Here is an 18261-nt window from a genome sequence, read left to right as displayed (position 1 = left end):
GCTCCCTGGCCGCGAGGTCGACGAGGCGGCTTTCTTCGAGGGCGAAGCGCCGATCACGGCGTCCTGCCGGCAAGGCAGGCAGAACTGAACATCGTTGTTTCCACTGGATCCGCGCCCCTTCGTGAAAGGCGCCAACATCGGATTGAGACCATGACGAAAATGACCACCGCCGAGCTGCGCGGCTATCAGCAGATATGCGGCAAGGATGGGGCCATGGTGGCCATCGCCTGCGACCAGCGCGGCGGTATGCGGACCTTGCTGGCGTCCGACCCCGCGGAACAGGCCAAGATCACCAACGACATGCTCGGCGACACCAAGGCCGATATCACCCGCTACCTCGCCAGTGCGGCGTCTTGCGTGTTGCTCGACCCGCTCTGCGCGGTGCCGCGCATTGTCGACGAGGGTGTCTTGAATCGCGATACGGCGCTGCTCATCGGCCTCGACGCTTCCGGTTTCGACGTCTCGCCCGAGGGCTACCGCCTGTCACGGCTTGTTCCCGGCATCGACGCGCGCCGCGTCCGCGAGCTCGGCGGCACGGGCGGCAAGATCATGGTGTATCTGCGGGCCGACAAGCCTGAAGCCAATGACCACAACATCGCCATCCTGCGCCAGTGCATCGCCGATTTCGGGCAAGAGGACCTGCTGCTGGTCGTCGAGTTCCTGAGCTATCAGCTCGATGGGGAAAGCCCCGAGGATTATGCGGCCAAGACACCATGGCTTGTCGAGGAAGGCACCAGGATCTCGCTGGAGTGCGGGGCCAAGGTGCTGAAGCTTCCCTACCCTGGAACTCCCCAGGCCTGCGCCAACATCACTGAAATGGCCGGCGACGTGCCGTGGGCGGTGCTTTCGGCCGGCGTCAACCACGCGACCTTCCTTGGCCAGGTCGAGATCGCCATGCAGAACGGCGCCTCTGGCGTCATCGCCGGCCGTTCGCTGTGGAAGGACTGCATCTCGCTCGACCGTGACATCCAGCGCGAAAGGCTTAAGACCATCGCAGTGCCGCGATTGCGTGAGATCCAGGCCGTGATCGGGCACTATCGGCAGAAAGCCGCCGCCTGATAATCTAATGCATGTCGTCCAGAAGTGTGGAGCGGTTCCGGGACAACGACATGTATCAAAACAGGGGCTTGAAGCGCGTCGCCTGAACCCGTTCAGCGCAACGCGCTCTAATTCGATCACGCAGGACGCCATGCCTCTCAGCATAGGAATCGACATCGGCGGCACAAATCTGCGTGCCGCACGCATCTCCGCGACCGGTGAAATCCTCAAGCGTGTTTCCGAAAAAAGCGCGCCCGATCCGGAGCTGGTGCTCGGCCGGATCGCCGACATGGTGCGCCTTCTCGACACGCCGGATGTGAAGGCCATCGGCGTCGGCGTTCCCGGCCGCGTCGACGCGCGGCGTGGCGCGGTCCTGTCGGGCGGCTATGTCAACCTCGCCTCGGTTGCGCTGGCGCAACGCCTGGAAGACATGACAGGCAAGCCTGTCGTCATCGACAATGACTGCAACATGGCGCTGGCCGCCGAGATGGCGCTCGGCGCCGGGCGCGGCCACGGCAACATCGTGATGTTCACCATCGGCACCGGCATTGGCGGCGCCGTCGCTCAAGACAGGCGGATCACGCGAGGCTCGGCAACGGCTGGCCAGCTCGGTCACATCACCGTCGACGTCAATGGCGAGGTCTGCGCCTGCGGCCGGCGCGGCTGCGTCGAGACCACCAGTTCGGGCACGGCGCTCGGCCGGCACATTGCACGCGCCGGGCTCGGCGCCGAGATTTCGGTCGATCAGCTCTTTGCCCATGATGCGGCCGGCGACATCCAGGCACGCGACATACTGGACGCCTGGGCGAGGCCGTTGCGGGCCGCCATCGACACAGCCGTTGCCGTGCTTGCTCCTGATCTGGTGCTGCTTGGCGGCGGCCTTGGCCGGGCTGCACATGCGGCCCTCGGCCGCGCGCCGGCGATGGCACCCTGGTATCAGTGCCAGGTCGAAGCCGCGCAGCTTGGCGACGACGCGGGCGTGATCGGCGCCGGCCTGCAGGCACTGGCGGCAGAGCCGCATGCCGGAACGGTTGCGCCCTTGGCCCAGTCCGGCCACGTCAGGCGCGCCGTGCTCGTCAACGGCATTCCTGCCAGCGGAAAGAGCACGGTCTCGCGCGGCGTTGCCGACCGCATGGGCTGGCCGTTGCTGGCGCTCGACACGATCAAGAACCCGTTCCTCGAAGTGCTCGGCGGCGGCGACCGCTTGTTCAACCGCACACTCGGCCGCGCCAGCTACCAGGCGATATGGTCGGTCGTCGGCGAAGCCCCCGCCGGTACGACCGTCATCGTCGACGCCTGGTTCGGCTTCCAGCCGCGCGAGGTTCTGGAGGATCATCTGCGAAAAGCTGGGGTCGAACAGACTGTGGAAATCTGGTGCCACGCGCCCGGCGAAGTGCTCGCAGAGCGCTATGGAGCCCGGCTCGACCAGCGTCCCGCCGGCCATCCCGGCGCCGCCTATATCCCCGAATTGATCGAACTCGCCAAGCGTGCCGAGCCGTTGCGGCGCGGACCACTCTTCGACGTCGACACGACCAAACCAATCGACTTCGATGCCATCACCGCCTGGCTGCGGTCGGTCATGGCTGGCGTTGCATAGGCGAATTCACGCCGGGGGCCGCAGCGCGGTGCGGGCGATCTGCCAGGCGGATTCGACGTGGCGCCGCGCCGCGGCTTCCGCCTCTTCCGGCTTGCGTGCGCGGATCGCATCCATGATCTCGTTCATCTCCGCGATCGCCGCTTCGCGCCGCTTGGCCGAGGCAATGGTCATCGAACGGAGCTGGTTGATGCGGACATTCAGCCCGCTGACGATTTCCCAAGCCACACGCTTGTCGGCGGCCTCGAACAGTGCCTCGTAGAATTTCGTCGTCGCCCGCATCACCGCCGGGGGCATCCCCGACGCCCACGCCGCGAATAGGTCGGCCAGGGCGCGTTCAAGCGTCGCCAATTGTTCACCGGTGGCCGACAGCGCACAGGCGCGCGCCGCGATGCCTTCCAGCAAGGCCCTCAGCTCGTATATCTCGTCGGTGCGGCCGAGATCGGGCCTAGCCACCGCCGGCCCATGCCCAGGGATCATCTGCACCAGCCCCTCGGCCTCCAACTGCCGCAGAACCTCGCGCACGACGGAACGGCTGACGCCAAGCTGGTCGCAGAGCGGCCGCTCGACCAGCCTTTCGCCGGGCTGGAAATGAAAATCCATGATCGCTTCGCGCATACGCTCCAGCGCCAGAGTCCTCAAGGTCTTGGCGCTGCGGTCGATGCGAAGCGTGTCGTCTGGCATGTGTCGTCTCCTGCGCCGTCACGAAAACCGATTCGATACCCGGTTGACAAGGCACTTGGCACTCCATAGCATGGTATACCATAAGATGATACGGGGATCGCACAGCCCTGTAACGTCGCCGATCGAGGATTTCCATGCAGCCTGCCATTCGCAAGATTGTGACCTATACCGAGAACACGCTGATCGAAGGCGGCAAGGCCGCACCCCGGCCGCTTCGCCTGATCGGCGTCGCCGCGGTGCTGACCAACCCCTGGGCAGGACGTGGCTTCACCGAGGATCTGTCGCCAGAGATCCGCGCCTGTGCGCCGGTGCTCGGCGAAATCCTGACCCGCGAGATCATTGCCATCGCCGGTTCAGGCGAGGCGATCGAGGGCTACGGCAAGGCCGCCCTCTGCGGCACATCGGGCGAGATCGAGCACGCTTCGGCACTGATCCACACCCTGCATTTCGGTAATCATTTTCGCCGTGCCGTCGGCGCCAAGACCTATCTCGCCTTCACCAATCTGCGCGGCGGGCCGAACACCCCGATCATGATCCCGCTGATGGACAAGAATGACGAGGGGCGGCGCTCGCATTACCTGACGGTGCACTTTCAGATCGGCGACGCGCCGGCGCCGGACGAACTGGTGGTGGCGCTTGGAGCATCGATCGGCGGCCGCCCGCACCACCGGATCGGCGATCGCTACCAGGACCTCAAGGAACTCGGGGGCCTGCATGACTGACGCTTCGGCATCGGCATGGGCTCGACAGGGCAAGGCCCCCGACGGGACCAGCTTCATCCGCGCCGGCGCGGGCACGCCGGTGCTGTTCATCCATGGCGTCGGCATGAACGCCGCGATCTGGCAGCCGCAGATCGAGCGCATGGCCGACCGCTTCGACGTGATCGCCATCGACATGCTCGGCCATGGCCAATCGCCACTGCCGCCGCGGCATCCGCAACTGGCCGACTACGCCGATCAAGCCATTCGCGTGCTCGATCATCTCGGCCTCGACCAGGCGTCCATCGTCGGCCATTCCATGGGTGCACTTGTTGCCCAGGAGCTCGCGCTGCGCGCACCGGAGCGCGTCCGCCGCATCGTGTCCCTGAATGCCGTGTTCCGTCGCCCGCCTGACCTGGCCGAGGCGGTTCGCGAACGCGCGGCCGCTCTCGACGGGCGTGGCGACGCTGCCGGTGCCGCGCAGACCATCGCGCGCTGGTTCGGAGATCCGGTGCCGGCCGAGCTGGAAACGGCAGCTCGGACGACGGCATCCGCACTGAGTGCGGTCGACCCGGAAGGCTATGCCCGCACCTATCGCCTGTTCGCGCGGGCCGACGGCGATCATGCGGAGCGCCTGCCGACGCTGGCCGTCCCGGCGCTGTTCATGACTGGATCCGAGGACAGGAATTCTTCGCCGGCAATGTCGGCGGCCATGGCACGCCTGGCACCGCATGGCCGCTGCACGGTGTTGCCGGGCGAGAAGCACATGATGGCCGTTGCGGCCCCCGATCTGACAACGCGCCATATCGTCGACTTTCTCGAGGAAGGCGAAGCGGGTCGGCAGGGCAACGGCTCGGAAACCGGTTTCGACAGCGGCGAGTTCCGCCGCGCGCTGGGTTCTTTCCTCACCGGCGTCACCATCGTCACCACGATCGGCCCGGAAGGCGAGCCGCGCGGCTTCACCGCCAACTCCTTCACTTCCGTCTCGCTCGACCCGCCGCTGGTGCTGGTCTGCATCGCTCACAAGGCGCTTGGCCATCCCATCTTCGCCACCGCCAAGAGCTTTGCCATCAACGTGCTCAACGAGGATCAGAAGGCTGCCTCCGGCATCTTCGCCTCCAAGGCGACGGACAAATTCGCCGCCGTCGCCTGGCAGCCGGGCCGGACCGGCAGCCCGGTGCTCGACGGCTCGGTCGCATCCTTCGACTGCGACTTGGAGCGGCTGATCGATGCCGGCGATCATTCCATCCTGATCGGCCGCGTCCGCAATTTCGCGCACAACGCCGCGCAGCCTCTCGGCTACTGCCGCGGCGCCTATGTCACACCCGGCCTCAGCCAGGAGGCGCTCGCCGCGGCCCAGCCCGGCACCGATGTAGGCGCTGTCCTCGAGAATGGCGGCAGGGTCCTTTTCCTCGAAACGGCTGACGGCTTCTACGATTTGCCACGCGGCCGCGGGCTTGGCTCGCCAAGCGACGGCAAAAGCCTGAAAGGCCTTCTTGCAGCGAAGGCCATCGAGGCGCAGCTCGGTTTCCTCTTCGCCGTCTGGGACGACGCCGGCAATGTCGCGCGCACGCATGTCTATTATCGCGGCACATTCGATGTGCCCGCCTCCAGCGATCGCGGCATCCGCCTGATCGACATCGACGCCATCGAAGAACTGAAGATCGCCGATCCGGCGGTTCGTTCGATGCTTGCCCGCTACATCAGAGAATGCAGGGAAGACGCATTCGGCGTTTATGTCGGCAACGAGGTCGAAGGTGAGGTCAGGCCACTCGCCCAGACCGCCCTCTCCGCCGCCAACACAGGTGACCAGGAATGAAGTTCTCGCTCTTCGTGCACATGGAACGGTCGGATCTGGCCAAGCCGCATTCCGAGCTTGTCGCCGAGCTCGAAGAGCTGGTGCTGATGGCCGAGCGAGCCGGCTTCGAAACCGCCTGGATCGGCGAACATCACGGGATGGAATTCACCATCTCGCCCAACCCCTTCATCAACATCGCCTATCTCTCGGCCAGGACCAGCCGCATCCGCCTCGGCACCGGAACGGTGATCGCCCCCTTCTGGCACCCGATCAAGCTTGCCGGCGAGGCGGCGATGGCCGACGTCATCAGCGGCGGACGGCTCGACATCGGCATCGCGCGCGGCGCCTACAGCTATGAATATCAACGCGTCTTCCCGGGGCTCGACGCTTGGGGCGCCGGCCAGCGCATGCGCGAGATCATCCCGGCGATCCGTGGCCTCTGGGACGGCGACTTCGAGCTTTCCGGCGAATTCTGGCAGTTCCCCTCGACCACCTCCGCGCCAAAGCCACTGCAGAAACCCTACCCGCCGGTCTGGGTGGCGGCGCGCGACCCGAACTCGCACGACTTCGCCGTCGCCAATGGCTGCAAGGTCCAGGTGACGCCGCTAGCATCCGGCGACGACGAGGTGACAAGCCTGATGCAGCGCTTCAACACAGCATGCGACGCGCATCCGGACATCCCGCGTCCGGAAATCATGCTCTTGATGCACACATTCGTCGCCGAAGACGCGGCCGATGCCGATCGTCTCACCCGGGACCTGTCGAATTTCTACTGCCAGTTCGGCGCCTGGTTCCAGAACAAGAAGCCGGTGCACCAAGGCATATTGGAGCCGCTCACCCCGGACGAGATCGCGGCCATGCCGCAATACGCGCCGGACAAGATCAGGCAAAACCTGGTGATCGGCGAAGCAGACGAGGTGATCGCCAGACTGAAGACCTATGAGGCGCTCGGCTACGACCAGTATTCGATCTGGATCGACAGCGGCCTTTCGCATGAACGCAAGAAGAAATCGCTGCAACTGTTCATCGACCGGGTGATGCCGGCCTTCCTCTGATCGCGAGCCCTTGACTGACGAGCCAATGACCGACGCTGCATTCAGAAATTTCATCGATGGCCGCTTCGACGAGCCATCGGCTACCTTCGACAGCATCGACCCGTCGACCGGGACAGCCTGGGCGAAATTGCCGGCGGCGGGCGAAGCCGATGTTGATCGCGCCGTCGAGGCGGCGCACCGGGCGCTACGCTCGGGACCGTGGCGAACGACAGCGGCAACGGCGCGCGGAAAACTACTGGTCAAGCTCGGTGACCTCGTCGCCGCCAATGCCGGACACCTCGCCGAACTCGAAACGCGCGACACCGGCAAGATCATCCGCGAGACCCGTGCCCAGATCGCCTATGTCGGCGATTACTACCGGTATTATGGCGGGCTTGCCGACAAGCATGAAGGCGCGCACGTGCCGATCGACAAGCCGGATCTCGACGTCACCATCCGCCGCGAACCGATCGGCGTCGTCGCCGCGGTGGTACCCTGGAATTCGCAGCTCTTCCTCTCGGCCGTCAAGCTCGGCCCGGCGCTCGCCGCCGGCTGCACGGTCGTGCTCAAGGCCTCCGAGGACGGCCCGGCGCCATTGCTCGCCTTTGCCGAATTCGTCCAGGAAGCCGGCTTTCCCGCGGGCGTCGTCAACATCCTCACCGGCTTCGGCCAGGAATGCGGCCGGCGCCTGACCAGTCACCCGTTGGTCTCGCGCGTCGCCTTCACCGGCGGTCCGTCGACCGCGCGCGCCGTCGTCAGGAACACGGCGGAGAACCTTGCCTACACCACGCTCGAGCTCGGCGGCAAAAGCCCGGTTGTCGTTTTTGCCGACGCCGATCTCGACAGCGCCGCCAACGCGGTGGTCGCCGGCATTTTCGCGGCGACCGGCCAGAGCTGCGTCGCCGGCTCGCGGCTGCTGGTCGAGCGCTCGGTCAAGGATGAATTCCTTGGCCGCTTGAAGCGCAAGGCCGAAGCGATCCGCATCGGCGATCCGCAGGACCCGGCGACCGAAATGGGTCCGCTCGCCACACTGCGCCAGCGCGACTGGATCGAGAGGGTCGTCGCCGACAGCCTTGCCGCTGGCGGCAGACTGGTCACCGGCGGAACACGGCCGGCCGGCGACGGCTTCTACTACCCACCGACCATCATCGATGCCGGCAGCAGCGACCTGCCCTGCATGCGCGAGGAATTGTTCGGGCCGGTGCTCAGCGTGCTTGCCTTCGACAGCGAGGCACAAGCGCTGGCGTTCGCCAACGACACGCCCTTCGGCCTGGCTTCGGGTGTGTTCACCAGCAATCTCGGCAAGGCGCACCGCATGGCGCGCGACATCCATGCCGGCGTTGTCTGGGTCAACACCTATCGCGCCGTCTCACCGCTGGTTCCGTTCGGCGGCTACGGCCTGTCGGGGCTCGGCCGCGAGGGCGGGCTCGACGCCATCAGAGACTACACGCGCTCGAAATCGGTCTGGATCAAGACCTCGGACGAGCCGATCCCCGATCCCTTCGTCATGCGCTGAGGAGCGCCGGACGCGGGTGCACTGAGAACAACAAGAACAGACCAACAGAGGAGAATGACATGAAACTGATTTTGACCGGCATTCTGGCCGGGCTGCTCGCGGCAACCGCCGCCAAGGCCGACGAGATGGCGTTCACCAGCTGGGGCGGCACCACACAGGAAGCGCAGACCAAATCCTGGGCAGCGCCTTTCGAGGCCAGCTCCGGCATCAAGGTGCTGCAGGACGGGCCGACCGACTACGGCAAGCTCAAGGCCATGGTCGATGCCAAGAACGTCACCTGGGATGTCGTCGACGTCGAGATGGACTTCGCCATCAAGGCGGCCAAGGACGGGCTGCTGGAGCCGATCGACTATGCGGTCGTGCCGAAAGCCGACCTTGATCCGCGCTTCAGCAATGAGCATGCCGTCGGTAGCTTCTATTATTCCTTCGTGCTCGCCTGGAACAAGGGCGCCGTCCCGGGTGAGCCGAGTGGCTGGGCCGACATGTTCGACACCAAGAAATTCCCAGGCAAGCGGACGTTCTACAAATGGTCGGCGCCCGGCGTCATCGAAATCGCGCTGCTCGCCGACGGCGTGCCGGCCGACAAGCTCTATCCGCTCGACCTCGACCGCGCCTTCAAGAAACTCGACACCATCAAGTCGGACATCGTCTGGTGGGGCGGCGGCGCCGAATCGCAGCAGCTGATCGCCTCTGGTGAGGCCGCCTTCGGCCAACTCTGGAACGGGCGCGTCTTCGCGCTCCAGCAGGATGGCACCGATGTCGGCGTCTCCTGGAACCAGAACCTCACGGCCGCCGACGTGCTCGTCGTGCCGAAGGGCGCCAAGAACAAGGACAGCGCGATGAAGTTCCTAGCCGCTGCCACCAGCCCGACCGGCCAGGCGAAATTCGCCGAAGCGAGCGGCTATGCGCCCATCAACACCAAGGCCAAGGCGCAGATGCCCGCCGACGCGGTCAAGGCACTGCCCGATGCCCATGTCGATGGCCAGATCAACCTCGACATGAACTACTGGGCCGAGCATCGCGACGAGATCGCCACGCGCTGGTACGCTTGGCAGACCAAGTAGCGCCGTTGCAGATCAACGGGGCGCGGCTTTCGCGCCCCGTTTGCAGAGCAATTCCAGGAAAAGTGATAACGGTTTTCCGTCCGGAGTTGCGTAAAAACAAAGAGTTAGAGCGGTTCGGCGATTCCGTCAAACGCTGAACCGCTCTAGACAGGACCACTCGATGCAGGAAAGTTCTCTCAGACGCGGCCCGATCGCCGGCCTCCCGGCCGGCAGCGGCAGCGCCTTGCCTGCCATTCTGCTGGTCGGCCTGTTCTTCATTGTGCCGGTGGTCGCGCTTTTGCTGCGCAGCGTCACCGATCCCGAACCGGGCTTGCAGAATTACGCGGCCCTTTTCGGCAGCGATACCTATGTGCGGGTGTTCCTCAATACCTTCCTGGTCGCATCGGTCGTCACCGCCGTCACCATCGTGGTGGCTTTCCCAGTCGCCTGGATGCTGGCGATCATGCCGCAGGCCATGGGTTCGATCGTCTTCGGCATCATCATCCTGTCGATGTGGACCAACCTTCTCACCCGTACCTATGCCTGGATGGTGCTGCTGCAGCGCACCGGCGTGATCAACAGGGCGCTGATGGCGCTCGGCATCATCCATGAGCCGCTGCCGCTCATCAACAATCTGGCCGGCGTCACCATCGGCATGGTCTATATCATGCTGCCCTTCATGATCCTGCCGCTGGTCGGCACACTGCGCGCCATCGACCCGATGACGCTGCGCGCCGCTGCCCTTTGCGGCGCAAGCCCGTTCGATGCCTTTCGCCGCATTCTTCTGCCGCTGTCGCTTCCCGGTGTCGCCGCCGGCGGCCTGATGGTCTTCGTCATGTCGCTCGGCTACTTCGTCACGCCCGCCTTGCTCGGTGGCACATCCAATATGATGCTGGCCGAAATGATCGCCCAGACCGTGCAGTCCCTGCTCAACTGGGGGCTCGGAAGCGCGGCCGCCTTCGTCCTGCTTGTCGTCACCATGGCGCTTTACGCGATCCAGCTTCGCCTGGTCGGGGCCAGACGCGCTGGCGGAGGGCTCTGACATGCTGCTCGACTATGACCGGCTCGGATGGCTGCGCGTGGCGCTTGTCGGCTTCACGGCGGCAGTCGCAGCATTCCTGCTGCTGCCGGTGGTCTTCATCGTGCTGTTGTCGTTCGGCTCATCGCGCTGGCTGGCCTTTCCGCCACCCGGCTGGACGCTGAAATGGTACCAGCAATTGCTGGCCGACCCAACCTGGATCGACGCGGCCCTGACCAGCGCCAAGATCGCCGCCATGGCCGCCATATCAGCCGTGATCATCGGCCTCTTCGCCTCTTTCAGCCTGGTCAGGGGCGAGTTTCGCGGACGCCAGCTCCTGCGTGGGCTGTTGTTGACGCCGATGGTGCTGCCGGTAGTCGTCTTCGCCATCGCCGTCTACGCCTTCTTCCTGCGCATCGGACTGGCCGGCACCACGATCGGCTTCGTCATCGCCCACACCATTCTGGCGCTGCCCTTCGCCATTATCCCGATCACCGCCGCGCTCGAAGGTTTCGACAAATCCATCGAGGACGCCGCCATCGTCTGCGGAGCCAGCCCGCTGCAGGCGAAGCTGAGGATCACCTTGCCGTCGATCCGCATCGGCATCTTCTCGGCGGCGATCTTTGCCTTCCTGGCCTCCTGGGACGAAGTCGTGGTGGCGATCTTCATGGCGAGCCCGACCTTGCAAACCTTGCCGGTCAAGATCTGGGGTAGCCTGCGCGCCGACCTCAGCCCAGTCGTCGCCGCCGCCTCCAGCCTGCTCGTCGGCCTGACACTGTGCCTGATGATCGTAACCGCACTCCTTCGCAGAAAATTGTCCAGATGACCCGGTCCTTCCTGTCCATAAGCGCGGTGAGAAAGACGTTCGGCGCCTTCGTCGCCGTCCATGACGTCACCATCGACGTGCCCAAGGGCGAGTTCCTGACGTTCCTCGGCCCCTCGGGCTCAGGCAAGTCGACCACGCTCTACGCCATCGCCGGCTTCCAGGATCCGAGCTCCGGTGATGTGCTTCTGGAAGGCAAGTCATTGCTCTCGGTGCCTTCGCACAAGCGCAACATCGGCATGGTGTTCCAACGCTACACGCTGTTTCCGCATCTGAGTGTCGCCGAGAATGTCGCCTTTCCGCTGCGCGTGCGCCGCCGGCCCGACAGCGAGGTCAGGCGCAAGGTCGCCGACATGCTGGCACTGGTGCGCCTCGAGAACTTCGCCGACCGCCAGCCCGGCGCATTGTCGGGCGGCCAGCAGCAGCGCGTGGCGTTGGCCCGCGCGCTCGCCTACGATCCGCCGATCCTGTTGATGGACGAGCCGCTGTCGGCGCTCGACAAGAAATTGCGCCAGGATATCCAGACCGAAATCCGCCGCATCCATCGCGAGACGGGCGTGACCATCCTCTATGTCACCCACGACCAGGAAGAGGCGCTGCATCTTTCGGACCGCATCGCTCTGTTCAGGGAAGGCCGCATCGAACAGATCGGCACCGGCGAGGATCTTTATCTCAGACCGGACAGCGAGTTCGTTGCCGGTTTCATCGGTAATTCGAATTTCCTGCCGGCAGAGCATCTGGAAACCGCAGCCGGCGCGGCGACGGTGCGCCTGGCCGATGGTTCGATCGTCTCCGGCCTGAAAACGGCAAGGCCGTTCGGCAAAGGCCAAAAAGTCCGGCTGATGGTGCGCCCGGAAGCACTGAGCCTGACGCCTGGACCGGCGAGCGCCGCTCTTGCCGTCGAGATCGTCGACACCGCCTTCTTCGGCGACCGCCGCCGCGTCGTGGCGCGCACGGCAGGCGGAGACGAAATCGATGTCAGGCCAACCTCGGACGCGGTGCCGGTCGGTGCCGCCACGGGCCAGCGCATCTATTTCGATCCGGCCTCGGCATTCCTGTTCCCCGTCTGACGGTCGGCGTTCTTTCTGCCGGATACGGATTGCGACTGATCGGCCGCCTTCCGGCATCGGCGCTCAGGCACCGCTGAAGACGCGGAGTTCCGTTCCAGCTGCCTCGATGATGGCGCGCAGCGCCGGCTGCGGCTCCCGATCGGTAACGATGTCGGAGAGCGCGTCGAGTGCGCAGACGCGTTCGAGGCTGTTGCGGCCGAACTTGTCATTGGTCACCACCAGCGCCGTCGACAATGCGCGCGCAATCATCGCCCGCTTGACCGCCGCCGCCCCGGGGATCATGTCGCTAGGCCCGTCCGCGGACAGGCTCGAGGCGCCGATGATGGCAATATCGGCGTTGTAGCGCCTGACGAACTCCACCGTATCCTCCCCGACAACGCTGGCTTCACGGCTGTCGTAGGTGCCTGGGCACAGGATAACCCGGAACGTCGGATTGGCGCCCGCCACCGAGGCAACGCCGATTGAATTGGTGATGACAGTCAGCTCGCGTTTCAGCTGCGAGAGGCTGCGCGCGACCTCATAGGTCGTCGAGCCGCCATCGATCATCACGATCTGGCCTTTCTCGACCAATCCCGCCGCACCGCGCCCGATCCGGGCGCGCTCCTCGATCATGGTCAGGCTGCGCTCGGCGATGACCGGTTCGGATGTCACCAGAGAGATCGTCGCGCCGCCATAGGTGCGGTTGAGCAGTCCCGCATCGCCAAGCTCGATAAGGTCGCGGCGGATGGTCTCGCCGGCGACACCCAGGCGCAGTGCGAGCCTGGAGATACGGATCGAGGCCGAGCGGCGCACCTCCGACAGGATGAGCTGATGCCGCTCCTTCTTCGACAGCCGGCTTTGGTCCATGATCGATCCTTTCCGCGAAATCGACACTATTAACCATGCCGACGCTGATGGGGAAGGAGTCTCGCGAAGCCCAGTTGGCGCCACCGGCGATGAGGTAGCGCTTCACGCCGGAATCGCGCACGGCGGCGATCAGCGTTCCGCAGTGGCTATCCAGGAAATGCACGGCGCTAATCACCACATCATGGCCGCGGATCAGGTCGGTGGGGCCTTGCCTGTCGAAGACATCGCCCTCATCCACATGCCCAAATCCGCTACTCGCCGAGCACTCGCCGTCGTTCCTCGAATTCGACCCTGTCGATTTCGCCGCGCGCAAATCGCTCCTTGAGGGTGTCGAGCGGCGTCCGGCCCGGCCACGCGTGATACGGTGGCATTGCCGGCCCGCTCAGCCAGTGGACCAGAAGCACGACGGTTGCAATCACTGCCACGAGAAAGAGGATCATGAACAGTGGACCGAACATAAGTGGGTACCAGCCTCCACCCCACCACATCATGTGAGACCCCCGAGGGTAACGTTCGGCGTCTAGCGGTAGCTGCGCCCATGCGTGGCTTGAACAGAGGGCCAAAGCGACGCTCGCCGCCAACTTGACCAAGGTTTTCTGCATTGCCTTACTCCGTCATCGATCGAAGCATTTTACCTCGCCGATCGCAGCCCGGCTTTGCGTTAGGTCAACGCCAATTCACCCGACGTTTCTGGATCGCCCCGCGACGGCCCTGGGAGACAAACGCCGAAGCCACCTCGTCGCTGGCTCGGATAAGATCCAGGCCATCCGCCATCGCCGTGAGAGGACTATGCAAGCGCAGCGTCTTACGCTCAGCGAGCCATGATGATCGGCAATCCCGGGTTCTCGATCATCGACCTGGTCACACCTCCGAAGATCCGCTCGCGCAACCGGGAATGACCGTAGGCGCCCATGACCATGAGCTCGGCGCTGGTGTCGACCGCGTGCTGGCGAAGAACTTCGCCGATCGAGTGATTTGAACTCGGCAGACGCTCTACCGTAACCTTCGCGCCATGACGGGAGAGATAGGTCGCCACGTCCGCCCCGGGTTCGTCGCCGTGGTGCCGTTCATCCTCGATCGGGTCGACCATGACCACGCGAACCTCATCGGCCCTTGACAGGATGTCGAGCGATTCCCGCACGGCACGCGCCGCCTCCAGACTGGCGTCCCAGGCGACAAGGACGTGTTTTGGCTTCAACGTTGCGCGCGCTCCTTTCGGGACCAGCAAGACCGGCCTCCCGGACGAGAACAGTGCACCGGCAACGATCTTTTCCTTGAGCATCTGGCTTGCGAGCACTTCCGGTCCGACAATGGTCAAGTCGGCGTAGCGGGCGCGCCGGCCGATGACGTCATCCGCCCAGGACTGCTCGGGGTAATCGCTGCTGAGGTCAGTCGATACGGGGATCGCCGACAGCATTTTGGAAACGGCCGAGGTCCGCTTCTGAAGCATTTCCATTTCGACCTCTCGCTCCGCGAGCCAAGCCGGCGAAACCACCTCGGCATATGCTCCGCCAGCGGGAGGCGCCGCGATGACTAGTACAAGCGCCGAGAGATGGGCATTGATTTCTTCGCACAGGCCGGCGGCAAGCTTCAGATCATCGTCTCCCTGATCGGCTCCTGTAACCGTGAGCAATGTCTTGAATGGCATGGCGGCGTCTCCTAGTTCGGGAAAGATTTCCAGTGGACTTAGCCGTAGCCAGCAGGTCGGATTCCTTCCTTGCGCTAAATCAAATCGATCGCTTAGCAGGATTGATCCCGATCAACGTCCGCGTCGGCGACACGCCTTAGCCTGATCCATTGGCTGGAGGCGGATTCGATGAGATTCTGGACGACGATGGGTCTTTTTACGCTGACGCTGAGCACCGCGGCGGCACAACAGATGAGCAATGGGCAGCAGGAATATCTCAATTCCTGCGCCGTCTGCCACGGCGCGGACGGCAGGGGCGACGGACCAATGGCCGACGTATTGCGGAAGCGCCCCGCGAATTTGACGACGCTTACGAGGGGCAATGGCGGGGAGTTCCCCTACTGGCGGGTCTACGCGACGATCGACGGCCGCGGCCTCGTTCCAGAGCATGGCGCGCGCGACATGCCCGTTTGGGGCAATCAGTTCCTGCCCGACGACGTGAAGAAGTACGGTCCCTATGGCGGCGAGGCCGTAACCACGGAACGCATTCAAAACCTTGCCGGTTACGTCCAGACGCTCCAGCGCTAGCAAGACTTGCAGGGCTTCAGCGGCGAGGCCGAAGAATGATGCAACCAAAATCAGGGGGGAACACCTGGCATAAAATCGATGCGGACGAAATCACCGCCGAGAGGATGGCCTTGGTCGAGGCCGCTGCTTCAACTACTGCCAGCTTCAGAAAGACCGGATGACAGGCCTTGGCGTCGCTTAGATGATCTCCAAAGTCGCAACAGAAAGGCCCGGCTCGCTGGGATGGTGAGCAACCGAGAATCCAAACTCCCGGCACATTGTAAGCATCTTGCTGTTTTCGTTGAGGACTATGCCCTCGATGCGACCGATGCCTTCAGCCTTCGCATAGTCGATGACCTGGTTCAGGAGGTCCCATCCGAGGCCATGGCCCTGCAGGTCCGACCGCACGAGCAGCGCATATTCGCCAGTCCGGTGATCGGGATCGCAGGAAAGCCGGCCGATTCCGGCCAGCGCTCCCGTGTCCTTTTCAAGCGCGACGAAGGCGATGTCGCGATCATAGTCCAGCTGGGTGAGCCGCTTCAGCATCTGGTCCGGAAAGTTCTTCCGCACGGACAGGAATCGCAGCCGTAGATCATCGGGCGAAATCTTGGCCAGGAACGCGGGATAGAGCGCGACGTCAACCGGCTTGATCGGTCTGATGTGGAAGGAGAAACCGTCGGAGACAAAATCGCGACTCCATCCTGACGGATAGGGTCTGATCGCAAGAGCCGGGTTTGGCGCCGCTTCATCCACCCGTCGTGGGTCGATTTCGATACGGGCGTCAAGCGCGATCACACCCTCTGCGTCCGCCAGCAGCGGGTTGATGTCGAGCGACACCAGGCAAGGGAAGTCGACGATCATTTGCGACAGGCCGTTCAGCGCGGCGATGATCGCATCGCGGTTGGCCGGCTTGCGATCGCGATAGCCGGCTAGCAGGCGGCTTACCCTGGTCGCGTCGATCACGTCGCTAGCCAGCACATCGTCCAGCGGCGGCAGGGCGATCGCGGTGTCATTCACAACCTCGACCGCTGTGCCGCCGGCGCCGAACAAAATGACCGGGCCGAACATCGGGTCCAGGTTCATGCCCAAAATGAGCTCCTGTGCATGCTTGCGCACGACCATGGCTTGCACAGTGTAGCCGTCCACCTCTGTCCCTGGTGACTGCGTGCGCAGGCTTGTCTCGATCGACTGGGCGGCCTCCGCAGCCTTGTCGGCGGTCGCAATATCGAGGACCACGCCGCCGACGTCCGACTTGTGCGAAACCACCTTCGACAGCAATTTGACGACCACTCTTTCAGAGTTTTCGAGAAGCTGACCGGCTGCCTGCGCCACTTCAGAGGCAGACCTTCCAACAATGGTTCGCGGCACAGGGATGCCGTAGGCGGCGATTGCCGCTTTTGCTTCCGGCTCCGTCAGCATGCGTCGCCCTTCGCTGGCTACCTGCCTGAAGATGGCATACGCCGCTGCCTTGCCGGCAGCCTGGCCTTCAGTCCAGCTCGAGGGCGTACGCAGGAGCGCCCGCTGAGCCCGCGACCATTCGCTGAGATAGGACGCGGCGATCGCCGCATCCTCCGGCGTTTCGAAGCTTGCAATGCCGGCTTCCGTCAGGATGCGCCTGCCTTCGTTGGCGGTGCGCTCGCCGAGCCAGCACGCCAGCAGCGGCTTTCCTCCGATCTCGCCCTCGTCGCCGAGCTCGGCCACCTTCCTGGCCGCTTCTGCCGAAGAACCAAGCCCGGTGGGGCAGTTCATCACCAGGATGACGTCCGTCCCCCGATCCGCCGCCAAGGCTTCGAGCGCCGCCCCATAGCGCTTCGGTGCCGCGTCCCCGACGATGTCGATCGGGTTCGCACGCGACCAGGTCGGCGGCAGCACACGGTCGAGCTGCGCAATGCTCGAAGGCGCAAGTTCAGCCAACTCGCCACCACGATCGACGAGCTTGTCGACGGCAAGAACGCCGGCGCCGCCGCCATTTGTGACGATGCCGACGCGCGCCCGCTCGAGCGGAGAATAGCGCGCGATCGTTTCAGCGGCATCGAACAACTCAGCGAGATCATCCACACGCAGCACCCCTGCCCGCCGCAGCGCGGCGTCCACCACCCTGTCCGCGCCCGAAAGCGCGCCTGTGTGTGTCGCCGCCGCCCTGGCCGCCTGTTCGTGCCGGCCAGGTTTGATTGCGATAACCGGCTTGAGGCGTGCAGCCGCCCGTGCGGCAGACATGAACTTGCGCGGATTGGGTATGGTTTCGAGATACATCACGATAGCTCGCGTGTGAAAATCGCCCGCCAGCATGTCGAGGCAGTCGCCGACGTCGACGTCCGCCATCTCGCCGAGGGAAATGATCCGGGAAAAGCCGACATTGTTCTCGGCCGCCCAGTCGATCAGCGATGTGGCGATCGCGCCTGACTGCGAGATCAGCGCGATGTTCCCAGGCTTCGCGGCCATATGGGCGAAACTGGCGTTGAGCTTCGCTGGAGGGACTATCAACCCGATCGTGTTTGGCCCGATGATCCGCATAAGCCAAGGTTTGGCTGCATCGAGCATCGCCTGGCGCAGTCCGTTCCCGTGATTGAGCCCCGCCGTGATGACAACGGCGGCACGTGTCCCCTTCTCAGCAAGCTCGCGCACGATCCCGGGAACGGTGTCGGGAGGGGTAACGATCACGGCCAGGTCGGGAATGCCCGGCAGGTCGGCAACACTGCCGTAGCAGCGGTGGCCGGCCACCTGTGAGTGTTTGGGATTAACCGGCCAGATCTCTCCCTCGAAGCCGCCGCTGACAATGTTGTCGAAGACAACGCAACCGACCGAGCCAATGCGCCCGGTCGCGCCGATGACAGCGACGGATTTCGGCGAAACGGCATATTCAAGATTTCGGATTGTCATTCCGGAAAACTCCTCGCCGCCACAT

Annotated in this window: 16 protein-coding genes; 11 read left to right on the top strand and 5 right to left on the bottom strand. The window is 64.3% G+C overall.

Annotation, left to right across the window (positions count from 1 at the left end; all coding sequences use genetic code 11):
* Positions 1-150 precede the first annotated feature (150 nt).
* Entirely contained in the window at positions 151-1059 is a 909-nt protein-coding gene (locus EB233_RS08670) for a tagatose-bisphosphate aldolase (RefSeq protein ID WP_064990844.1), read from the top strand.
* 130 nt (positions 1060-1189) lie between these two features.
* Positions 1190-2635: an ROK family protein gene (locus tag EB233_RS08665; RefSeq protein WP_064990843.1), complete on the top strand. Its 1446-nt coding sequence runs from the start codon at positions 1190-1192 to the stop codon at positions 2633-2635.
* Positions 2636-2641: 6 nt separating this feature from the next.
* Here the strand turns inward: EB233_RS08665 and EB233_RS08660 are convergent, their stop codons facing one another.
* On the bottom strand, positions 2642-3316 hold the full coding sequence (locus tag EB233_RS08660; protein ID WP_064990842.1) for a GntR family transcriptional regulator: 675 nt from the start codon (positions 3314-3316) through the stop codon (positions 2642-2644).
* Between the two features lie 134 nt (positions 3317-3450).
* Here EB233_RS08660 and EB233_RS08655 point away from each other — a divergent pair, with 134 nt between their 5' ends.
* The 8 genes from EB233_RS08655 to EB233_RS08620 all read left to right on the top strand — a co-directional run bounded on the left by EB233_RS08655 (position 3451) and on the right by EB233_RS08620 (position 12316).
* Positions 3451-4038, top strand: a complete 588-nt coding sequence (locus EB233_RS08655) for an amino acid synthesis family protein (RefSeq protein WP_027054342.1) — start codon at positions 3451-3453, stop codon at positions 4036-4038.
* Entirely contained in the window at positions 4031-5833 is a 1803-nt protein-coding gene (locus tag EB233_RS32125) for an alpha/beta fold hydrolase (RefSeq protein WP_064990841.1), read from the top strand. Before EB233_RS08655 ends, EB233_RS32125 begins: the two co-directional genes overlap by 8 nt.
* Complete coding sequence (locus tag EB233_RS08645; protein ID WP_064990840.1) at positions 5830-6867, top strand: LLM class flavin-dependent oxidoreductase; 1038 nt, start codon at positions 5830-5832, stop codon at positions 6865-6867. The genes EB233_RS32125 and EB233_RS08645 overlap by 4 nt, the downstream gene beginning before the upstream one ends.
* 25 nt (positions 6868-6892) lie before the next feature.
* A complete protein-coding gene (locus tag EB233_RS08640) occupies positions 6893-8362 on the top strand; it encodes an aldehyde dehydrogenase (protein ID WP_064990839.1) in 1470 nt (489 codons plus the stop codon).
* Positions 8363-8421: 59 nt separating this feature from the next.
* The gene (locus tag EB233_RS08635; protein WP_064990838.1) at positions 8422-9426 is read left to right on the top strand and encodes an ABC transporter substrate-binding protein; all 1005 of its coding nucleotides are present in this window, start codon (positions 8422-8424) and stop codon (positions 9424-9426) included.
* Positions 9427-9586: 160 nt separating this feature from the next.
* Positions 9587-10447, top strand: a complete 861-nt coding sequence (locus EB233_RS08630; protein ID WP_064990837.1) for an ABC transporter permease — start codon at positions 9587-9589, stop codon at positions 10445-10447.
* A 1-nt stretch (position 10448) separates the two neighbouring features.
* On the top strand, positions 10449-11249 hold the full coding sequence (locus tag EB233_RS08625; RefSeq protein ID WP_027054336.1) for an ABC transporter permease: 801 nt from the start codon (positions 10449-10451) through the stop codon (positions 11247-11249).
* On the top strand, positions 11246-12316 hold the full coding sequence (locus EB233_RS08620) for an ABC transporter ATP-binding protein (RefSeq protein ID WP_064990836.1): 1071 nt from the start codon (positions 11246-11248) through the stop codon (positions 12314-12316). Before EB233_RS08625 ends, EB233_RS08620 begins: the two co-directional genes overlap by 4 nt.
* Positions 12317-12379: 63 nt before the next feature.
* Here the strand turns inward: EB233_RS08620 and EB233_RS08615 are convergent, their stop codons facing one another.
* The 3 genes from EB233_RS08615 to EB233_RS08605 all read right to left on the bottom strand — a co-directional run bounded on the left by EB233_RS08615 (position 12380) and on the right by EB233_RS08605 (position 14810).
* Positions 12380-13162 (bottom strand): DeoR/GlpR family DNA-binding transcription regulator, encoded by a 783-nt coding sequence (locus tag EB233_RS08615; RefSeq protein ID WP_064990835.1) that lies wholly within the window; start codon positions 13160-13162, stop codon positions 12380-12382.
* A gap of 251 nt (positions 13163-13413) precedes the next feature.
* A complete protein-coding gene (locus EB233_RS08610; protein WP_208986338.1) occupies positions 13414-13620 on the bottom strand; it encodes an SHOCT domain-containing protein in 207 nt (68 codons plus the stop codon).
* A gap of 353 nt (positions 13621-13973) precedes the next feature.
* Positions 13974-14810, bottom strand: a complete 837-nt coding sequence (locus tag EB233_RS08605; RefSeq protein WP_027054332.1) for a universal stress protein — start codon at positions 14808-14810, stop codon at positions 13974-13976.
* A gap of 168 nt (positions 14811-14978) precedes the next feature.
* On the opposite strand from EB233_RS08605, the gene EB233_RS08600 reads away from it, so the two are divergent.
* Complete coding sequence (locus EB233_RS08600; protein WP_027054331.1) at positions 14979-15377, top strand: c-type cytochrome; 399 nt, start codon at positions 14979-14981, stop codon at positions 15375-15377.
* Between the two features lie 177 nt (positions 15378-15554).
* Here the strand turns inward: EB233_RS08600 and EB233_RS08595 are convergent, their stop codons facing one another.
* The gene (locus EB233_RS08595) at positions 15555-18236 is read right to left on the bottom strand and encodes a bifunctional acetate--CoA ligase family protein/GNAT family N-acetyltransferase (protein WP_064990857.1); all 2682 of its coding nucleotides are present in this window, start codon (positions 18234-18236) and stop codon (positions 15555-15557) included.
* Positions 18237-18261: the final 25 nt, after the last annotated feature.

This window comes from Mesorhizobium erdmanii (genome assembly GCF_013170725.1).
Lineage (GTDB): Bacteria > Pseudomonadota > Alphaproteobacteria > Rhizobiales > Rhizobiaceae > Mesorhizobium > Mesorhizobium erdmanii.
This window is presented reverse-complemented; position numbering and strand designations above follow the sequence as displayed.

Excerpts from the sequence above, each read along its gene's own strand:
- EB233_RS08660 (WP_064990842.1), bottom strand. The coding sequence starts at position 3,316 with ATGCCAGACGACACGCTTCGCATCGACCGCAGCGCCAAGACCTTGAGG.
- EB233_RS08615 (WP_064990835.1), bottom strand. The coding sequence starts at position 13,162 with ATGGACCAAAGCCGGCTGTCGAAGAAGGAGCGGCATCAGCTCATCCTG.
- EB233_RS08610 (WP_208986338.1), bottom strand. The coding sequence starts at position 13,620 with ATGTTCGGTCCACTGTTCATGATCCTCTTTCTCGTGGCAGTGATTGCA.
- EB233_RS08625 (WP_027054336.1), top strand. The coding sequence starts at position 10,449 with ATGCTGCTCGACTATGACCGGCTCGGATGGCTGCGCGTGGCGCTTGTC.
- EB233_RS08595 (WP_064990857.1), bottom strand. The coding sequence starts at position 18,236 with ATGACAATCCGAAATCTTGAATATGCCGTTTCGCCGAAATCCGTCGCT.
- EB233_RS08605 (WP_027054332.1), bottom strand. The coding sequence starts at position 14,810 with ATGCCATTCAAGACATTGCTCACGGTTACAGGAGCCGATCAGGGAGAC.
- EB233_RS08665 (WP_064990843.1), top strand. The coding sequence starts at position 1,190 with ATGCCTCTCAGCATAGGAATCGACATCGGCGGCACAAATCTGCGTGCC.
- EB233_RS08645 (WP_064990840.1), top strand. The coding sequence starts at position 5,830 with ATGAAGTTCTCGCTCTTCGTGCACATGGAACGGTCGGATCTGGCCAAG.
- EB233_RS08640 (WP_064990839.1), top strand. The coding sequence starts at position 6,893 with ATGACCGACGCTGCATTCAGAAATTTCATCGATGGCCGCTTCGACGAG.
- EB233_RS08600 (WP_027054331.1), top strand. The coding sequence starts at position 14,979 with ATGAGATTCTGGACGACGATGGGTCTTTTTACGCTGACGCTGAGCACC.
- EB233_RS32125 (WP_064990841.1), top strand. The coding sequence starts at position 4,031 with ATGACTGACGCTTCGGCATCGGCATGGGCTCGACAGGGCAAGGCCCCC.
- EB233_RS08630 (WP_064990837.1), top strand. The coding sequence starts at position 9,587 with ATGCAGGAAAGTTCTCTCAGACGCGGCCCGATCGCCGGCCTCCCGGCC.
- EB233_RS08655 (WP_027054342.1), top strand. The coding sequence starts at position 3,451 with ATGCAGCCTGCCATTCGCAAGATTGTGACCTATACCGAGAACACGCTG.
- EB233_RS08635 (WP_064990838.1), top strand. The coding sequence starts at position 8,422 with ATGAAACTGATTTTGACCGGCATTCTGGCCGGGCTGCTCGCGGCAACC.
- EB233_RS08670 (WP_064990844.1), top strand. The coding sequence starts at position 151 with ATGACGAAAATGACCACCGCCGAGCTGCGCGGCTATCAGCAGATATGC.
- EB233_RS08620 (WP_064990836.1), top strand. The coding sequence starts at position 11,246 with ATGACCCGGTCCTTCCTGTCCATAAGCGCGGTGAGAAAGACGTTCGGC.